The sequence below is a fragment of the Shewanella saliphila genome (assembly GCF_014648295.1).
In the GTDB taxonomy this organism is placed as follows: Bacteria; Pseudomonadota; Gammaproteobacteria; order Enterobacterales; family Shewanellaceae; genus Shewanella; species Shewanella saliphila.
Window position 1 is genome coordinate 41,494 of record NZ_BMQV01000040.1, and the last position, 7,334, is coordinate 48,827.

The 7,334-nt window shown below is 46.0% G+C and carries 3 protein-coding genes; all 3 read left to right on the top strand.

Annotation, left to right across the window (positions count from 1 at the left end; genetic code table 11):
• Positions 1–64: 64 nt before the first annotated feature.
• Positions 65–3,541 carry a DNA polymerase III subunit alpha gene (dnaE, locus tag IEY48_RS16110; protein ID WP_188922145.1) on the top strand — a complete coding sequence of 1,159 codons (3,477 nt, stop codon included), beginning with the start codon at positions 65–67 and terminating at the stop codon, positions 3,539–3,541.
• Between the two features lie 9 nt (positions 3,542–3,550).
• Positions 3,551–5,044 carry a tRNA lysidine(34) synthetase TilS gene (gene tilS, locus IEY48_RS16115; RefSeq protein ID WP_188922146.1) on the top strand — a complete coding sequence of 498 codons (1,494 nt, stop codon included), beginning with the start codon at positions 3,551–3,553 and terminating at the stop codon, positions 5,042–5,044.
• 148 nt (positions 5,045–5,192) lie between these two features.
• On the top strand, positions 5,193–6,782 hold the full coding sequence (locus tag IEY48_RS16120; RefSeq protein ID WP_188922148.1) for a M28 family metallopeptidase: 1,590 nt from the start codon (positions 5,193–5,195) through the stop codon (positions 6,780–6,782).
• The last annotated feature ends 552 nt before the right edge of the window (positions 6,783–7,334 follow it).

The following is a 7,334-nucleotide window of genomic DNA, read 5'->3' on the forward strand; positions in this document are numbered from 1 at the left end:
TTTGATAGTCTAAATCCCGCTTTTCATGTTATTACATTCATCTTTTTCGAAGAATAATTAATCTATGTCCGATCCTCGTTTTGTTCATTTACGCGTTCACAGTGATTTTTCGATGTCTGACGGCGTCGCAAAAGTTAAGCCCATTATTGCTGCGGCAGAAAGCCTCGACATGGCGGCAATAGCGTTAACCGATCAAAACAACTTTTGCGGCTTGGTAAAGTTTTATGGTGGTTGCCATGGCGCGGGTATTAAACCCATAGTCGGTGCCGACTTTTGGGTGCAAACGCCAGGCTTTGAAAAAGAATTTTGCGCGTTGACTATTATAGCGATGGACAACGAAGGCTATCAAAACCTGACCCAATTAATCAGTGAAGCTTACTTACGTGGTCAAATTGATGGCCGGGTGGTGATTGATCAAGATTGGTTAGTTAAATTTAACCGTGGTTTGATTATTTTATCGGGTGCTAAAGAAGGTGATGTTGGTAAGGCGTTATTAAAAGGCAATCAAAACCAGGTTGACGCTTTAGTGAGCTTTTACCAACAACACTTTGACGACCGCTACTATTTAGAATTAATCCGAACAGGGCGCGCCGATGAAGAACGTTACCTACACATGGCGGTTGAGCTGGCATCAAGCAGAGGTTTGCCGGTAGTTGCCACTAACCAGGTGGTGTTTTTAAAGCAAGATGACTTTGAAGCTCACGAAATCCGCGTGGCGATTCATGATGGTTTTACCCTTGTGGATCCTCGTCGCCCTAAAACCTACAGCGACCAACAGTATTTACGCAGTCAAGATGAGATGTGTGAACTGTTTAGCGATATCCCATCAGCGATACAAAATACCGTCGAAATCGCTAAACGGTGTAACGTCACCATTCGATTACACGAGTACTTTTTACCGAACTTCCCTACTGGCGATTTATCAATTGAAGACTTTTTAGTTGATGTGTCTGAAAAAGGCTTAGAAGAGCGACTCGAGTTTTTATTTCCTGACCCACAGGTAAGAGCTGAAAAGCGTGGTGAGTATGACGAACGCCTCGAAATTGAACTCAAAGTCATTAACCAGATGGGTTTCCCTGGTTACTTCCTTATCGTAATGGAGTTTATTCAGTGGGGTAAAGATAACGGTATTCCTGTCGGGCCTGGTCGTGGTTCTGGTGCGGGATCGCTGGTGGCCTATGCGCTTAAAATTACCGACCTTGATCCGTTAGAGTATGACTTACTGTTCGAACGTTTCTTAAACCCTGAACGTGTCTCGATGCCCGATTTTGACGTCGACTTTTGTATGGACCGTCGTGACGAGGTGATTGACCACGTAGCCGAGCTATATGGCCGTGAAGCGGTATCACAGATTATTACCTTTGGAACCATGGCGGCAAAAGCGGTTGTACGTGATGTTGGCCGAGTATTAGGCCATCCATACGGTTTTGTTGAGCGCTTAACAAAAATGATCCCAGCAGAACCTGGGATGACATTGGCCAAGGCCTTTGAGGTTGAGCCAGCGCTACCCGAAGCCTACGCCGCAGATGAAGACGTAAAAGAGCTAATCGACATGTGTCGCCGCCTTGAAGGGGTCACCCGTAACGCGGGTAAACATGCCGGTGGTGTGGTGATTGCCCCCACACGGATCACTGACTTTGCGCCGCTATATTGCGACGCTGAAGGTTTAAACCCGGTTACCCAATTCGATAAAAACGACGTTGAAACCGCCGGTTTAGTTAAGTTCGACTTCTTGGGATTACGGACCTTAACCATTATTGACTGGGCATTGCAGATGATTAATCCGCGCCAAGTTAAAGAAGGTAAAGAGCCGGTTCGTATCGAATCCATCCCGCTTGCCGATCCTGCTTGTTTCAGGTTGTTGCAACGCTACGAAACCACCGCGGTATTCCAGCTCGAATCCCGCGGTATGAAAGACTTGATTAAACGTCTACAGCCAGATTGTTTTGAAGATATGATTGCATTGGTGGCGCTGTTTCGTCCAGGGCCGCTGCAGTCGGGCATGGTTGATAACTTTATCGAACGTAAGCACGGCCGTGAAGAAGTGTCTTACCCAGACTCTGAATATCAACACGAATCGTTAAAAGAGTTACTGTCACCTACCTACGGCATTATCTTGTATCAAGAGCAGGTTATGCAGATTGCTCAGGTACTTTCTGGTTACACCCTAGGCGGCGCGGACATGCTCCGCCGTGCAATGGGTAAGAAAAAACCGGAAGAAATGGCCAAGCAGCGTGGCACCTTTAAAGAAGGCGCTATCAACAATGGCATCGACGGCGAGCTGTCGATGAAAATTTTCGACCTGGTAGAAAAGTTTGCGGGTTACGGTTTTAACAAATCGCATTCGGCTGCATATGCTTTAGTGTCGTACCAAACATTGTGGCTTAAAACCCATTATCCGGCGCAGTTTATGGCCGCGGTAATGTCTGCCGACATGGATAACACCGACAAAATCGTCACCTTAGTTGATGAATGCGAGCGCATGGGCTTACCGCTTATTCCGCCAGACGTGAACAAAGGCTTGTTTAAGTTTACCGTTGATGACGACCTTAATATTGTTTATGGCATTGGCGCTATTAAAGGCGTGGGCGAGGGCCCTGTTGATTCGATTTTAGACGCTCGCAAAGACGGCCCTTTTATCGATTTATTTGATTTCTGTGCTCGTGTCGACTTAAAAAAGCTCAACAAACGCGTCATCGAGAAACTTATTCTAGCAGGGGCATTAGACACCCTAGGCCCACATCGCGCCTCAATGATGGCAACTTTACCCGAAGCCATTAGCGCAGCAGCCCAGCATGCCAAAGCTGAAGCGATTGGCCAACATGATATGTTTGGTTTGCTTAATAGCGAGCCAGAAGACAGCAAGCAAAACTTTGTTCAATGCACGCCATGGCCTGATAAAATTTGGTTAGAAGGTGAGCGTGAAACCTTAGGGCTCTACTTAACCGGACACCCGATTAACCAGTACTTAAAAGAGCTCAAGCAATACACTAATGGCCGTTTAAAAGACATTCATCCAACTGAGCGTGGCAAAACCGTTAAAGCGGCTGGGTTAGTGGTAGCAACCCGAGTGATGATCACCAAGCGTGGCTCTAAAATGGGTCTAGTTACCCTTGACGATAAAAGTGCGCGTCTCGAAATCATGCTATTTACCGAGCCATTTGAAAAATTTGGTCACTTGCTAGAAAAAGATCGCATTCTCATTTGTGAAGGCGATGTCAGTTTTGATGATTTCTCCGGTGGCAACCGTATGAATGCCCGTAATGTGATCGAAATTGGTGAAGCTCGCAGTCACTTTGCCAAAGCGGTTGAAATTAATGTCCAGGGCAATGATGTCACCCCTGAATGGCTAGAAACGTTCGAGCAAACCCTAACGCCATGGCGTAATGGCGCGGTGCCAGTGGTGATCAATTATGTTAAGCCAGAAGCCAGCGGCAAGATTACTTTAGGTGATGAATGGCGGGTCAACCCAAGCGATGAGTTAATGCTGTCGCTTGAACGATTACTCGGTTCACATAACGTTAAAATTACGTTTAATTAGGCAGATATCATGACTCATGCCACGCAGAAGTCAGACAATATAACAACCGCACATCTATTAACCTTGATAGAAAATAGCGTGCTGCCTTTGTACCAACAAGGTGTGCAACTCAATGAGCATGCGCCAAAGTTAGTGCTGGCTTACAGTGGTGGTGTTGACTCTGAGGTCTTAGCGTTTGGCTTAAGTGCCTTCGCCCAAAAACATCCACACATTGCATGTTTGCTTATTCACGTGCATCACGGTTTAAGCCCTAATGCTAATGTGTGGGTGGAGCACTGTATTAGCCGTGCGAATCATTACCAACTGCCGGTACAAATAGAGCGGGTTAAGGTAGAAAAAGGCCCAAGGGAAAGCTTAGAAGCCAAAGCGCGTGATGCGCGTTATCAAGCGTTTGAGCGCTACCTTAATCCCGGCGATATCTTACTTACCGCCCACCATCAAGATGATCAACTCGAAACCTTATTACTGGCATTAAAACGTGGTCAGGGCCCCAAAGGTCTGGGCGCTATGGCGCCAATGCAATTATATAAGCAATCCTGGTTGCTTAGACCGCTGTTAGCCATTAGCCGTCTGCAAATAGAGCAGTTTGCTGCCCAATACCAATTAAGCCACATAGAAGATGAGAGTAATCAAGACGACAGTTACGACCGTAACTTTTTACGCCTAGAGATTATTCCTCGTCTAAAACAACGCTGGCCAAGCGTTGCCACCACAGCAGCAAGAAGCGCCGCATTGTGTGCACAGCAACAACAAGTGATTGATGATGAAGTGAGTCATCGCTTACCCCAGTGGTTAACTCTACCCACCGATACCGATGGGTTAATCACTGAGTCTAGTGGGTTTAAACTGACGCAGTTGAGCCAATTAACGCCTGCATGGCAAGCATTGTTATTTCGAGGTTATTTACAGCATTGTGGTGTGAGTTTGCCATCGCAATCGCAATTACAGCAAATACTGTCACAACTGCTTGATGCAAAAGATGATGCCAATGTGGCCATTCAATGGGGCGATTATCAAGTTAAACGCTTTGCCAATATCGCATATGTGTTAAGCCATCAAGCGCTTGAACCTGTCGATGCCACAAAGCTTGAAAATGATATTCGCGCAGTATTAGCAGGCGAGCTAAATCAAGCCACGGGCAAAATAGGGCAGCAGGTGTTTAGTGTGCAAATGCAGACACAGGTGCTTGCACAGCAAGATATTTCAACATCAGTAACGCCATTACTTGCCTTGCCTTTAGATCAAGCACAAATCACTGTGCAGTATGGTGCATCTGGTGCAATTAAATGTCAGCCACAGTTTGCCACATCGCAGCGCAGCAAACCGCGTGAGCTTAAAAAGCTTTGGCAGGAGTGTCATATACCGCCATGGCGTCGTCAGCAAATTCCATTAATTTTTTACGGTGATGTGTTAGTTGCCGCAATAGGATTATGGATAGACAAACGTTACCTAGCAGCACCAGGCCAACCCGGGCTTAGCTTACCGCTTTTGACAACCCGTTGAATAGCGATAAAAAAGCGCTAGCACTGATTATCGCATCAGACTATATTGGTTAGCCTAGTCTTTATCGTCGCGCAGTGTTCTAGCAGGATGAAGTCCGCTCTAATGCCTAGTCATTGTTACAATAAATTTTCTTAATTATTTACAAAGGATGTTGTCTGTGAATACCTTTCGTTTAATAGCCTTATGTGGCGTTTTTTTATTACCAAGCGCAAATGCCGCGCCATTTGAATTTGATGAAAAAACCTACCGTCAAGATGTAGAAACCCTGGCCAGTGATGAATTTGAAGGTCGTGGGCCTTTGTCTAAGGGTGAAACACTGACCGTTGAATATTTAGAGAAAGCATACAAAGCGATAGGGCTCAAACCGGGCTTTGGCGACAGCTACCGTCAAGCTGTGCCTATGGCTAAAATCACAGCCGATCAAACCATGCAGCTAACCATTGCTGATGTGGTGCTAAATAACGGCAGCGACTTTACCGCCCGCACCGAACAAATTCAGCCACAAGTGTCATTAGACAACAGCGACGTTGTTTTTGTGGGTTACGGTATCAATGCACCAGAATACCAATGGAACGATTACGCCAATGTTGATGTGAAAGGTAAAACGCTGATTATGCTGGTCAATGATCCAGGTTTTGCCACTCAAGACCCTGATGTTTTTAAAGGTAATGCCATGACCTACTATGGCCGCTGGACTTACAAGTACGAAGAAGCTGCAAGGCAGGGCGCCAAAGCGGTGTTTATTGTGCACGAAACTGCACCCGCAGCCTACGGCTGGAACGTCGTTGAAAACAGCAACACCAATACCAAATATACCTTAGTGGATAACCACAAAAATCAATCTCACATCGGTGTCATGGGTTGGGTTCAACATCACGGTGCACAAAAAATCTTTAGCGCAGCAGGCCTTGATTACGACACTCTGAAACTCACCGCCGCAAAGCCAGGTTTTAAAGCGATACCACTAAAACTTAAAGCCAATTTAACCCTCAAAAACCAAATCGAATTGGCCACCTCTTATAACGTAGCAGGTATGTTACCTGGCAGTTCACAAGCCGATGAATGGGTTGTTATGCATGCGCATTGGGATCATTTAGGTAAAACAGTGCAAGATGGCAAAACGCGCATTTATAACGGTGCTGTCGATAATGCCTCAGGTGTTGCCGGAGTATTACAGTTAGCGCGTCATTTCAAAGCACAAAATAAAGTCCCTAAACGCTCTATATTGTTTACTGCCTTTACCGCAGAAGAAACAGGCCTTATTGGTGCGCAATACTTTGCTGCCAATCCTCCGGTACCGACTAAACAACTCGTGTCGTTTTTAAACATAGACGGCATGAACGTTGGTAAAGGTGTTAATTACATCCTGCGTTACGGCCAGGGTGTGTCTGAGTTAGAGACCTATTTAGATGATGCCGCCAAAGCACAAGGGCGCACTGTAAAAGCAGATCCTCGTCCACAAAATGGCTTAATGTTCCGTTCAGACCACTTTGCCTTAGCCCAACAAGGAGTGCCAGGGTTAATGTTTATGAGCCTAGGTGATACAGACCCAGACTACATTGCTCATAAATATCATCAAGATGCTGACGATTATGATGCCAGCTGGAATTTAGGCGGAGTCGAGCAAGACCTCGCTTTAATCAGTGACATTATTGAAAAGCTTGCCAACAACAACGACTGGCCAAAATGGCTAGAAGAATCTGACTTTAAAAAACGTCGAGCGATGGACGGTAAATAACCGTAGTATATTTTTATTTGAAATGGCCTACGGCCACAAAGGTCGTGGCGCTTCGCCCACACCAGACCAAGAGGAAACCAACGGCTGTTCCCTCTTGGAACTCCCAGCCGCCCCGCAACATTTTCGCTATTTACAAAACAACAGCTGCGAAAAGGTCGCCATGGGGATTGATCCAGCTTTGGGCTTTATTTGGAATCGGCCTCGGACTTATTCGAAAATGCTAACGCTTCCGATGGTACATCCTGTACCGCGAAAGCTAGCCTGACGTCCTGTCAGGCTCACGCTATTTTCTTCAACGTCCTCAAGTTCAGAGTTGAATCACACCAATTGCAAGCAAGGTATGCAAATCATTTATGCCCCAAAGCTTGTTTCGCATGCCTAGATTAGATTTGCTTGATACAGGCCTGTTGGCCTAATTTTAGTAATGCGGCGTTTTTCAAGACAGTTGTCGCCTAAATTGTTAAGCAACTTCTTTATGTTGCTCTGGATTTAACGCCACAGCGCCTATTGGTTGCCAGTTTCGCTCTTCTTTTGACCATCGCTCTGGATGTT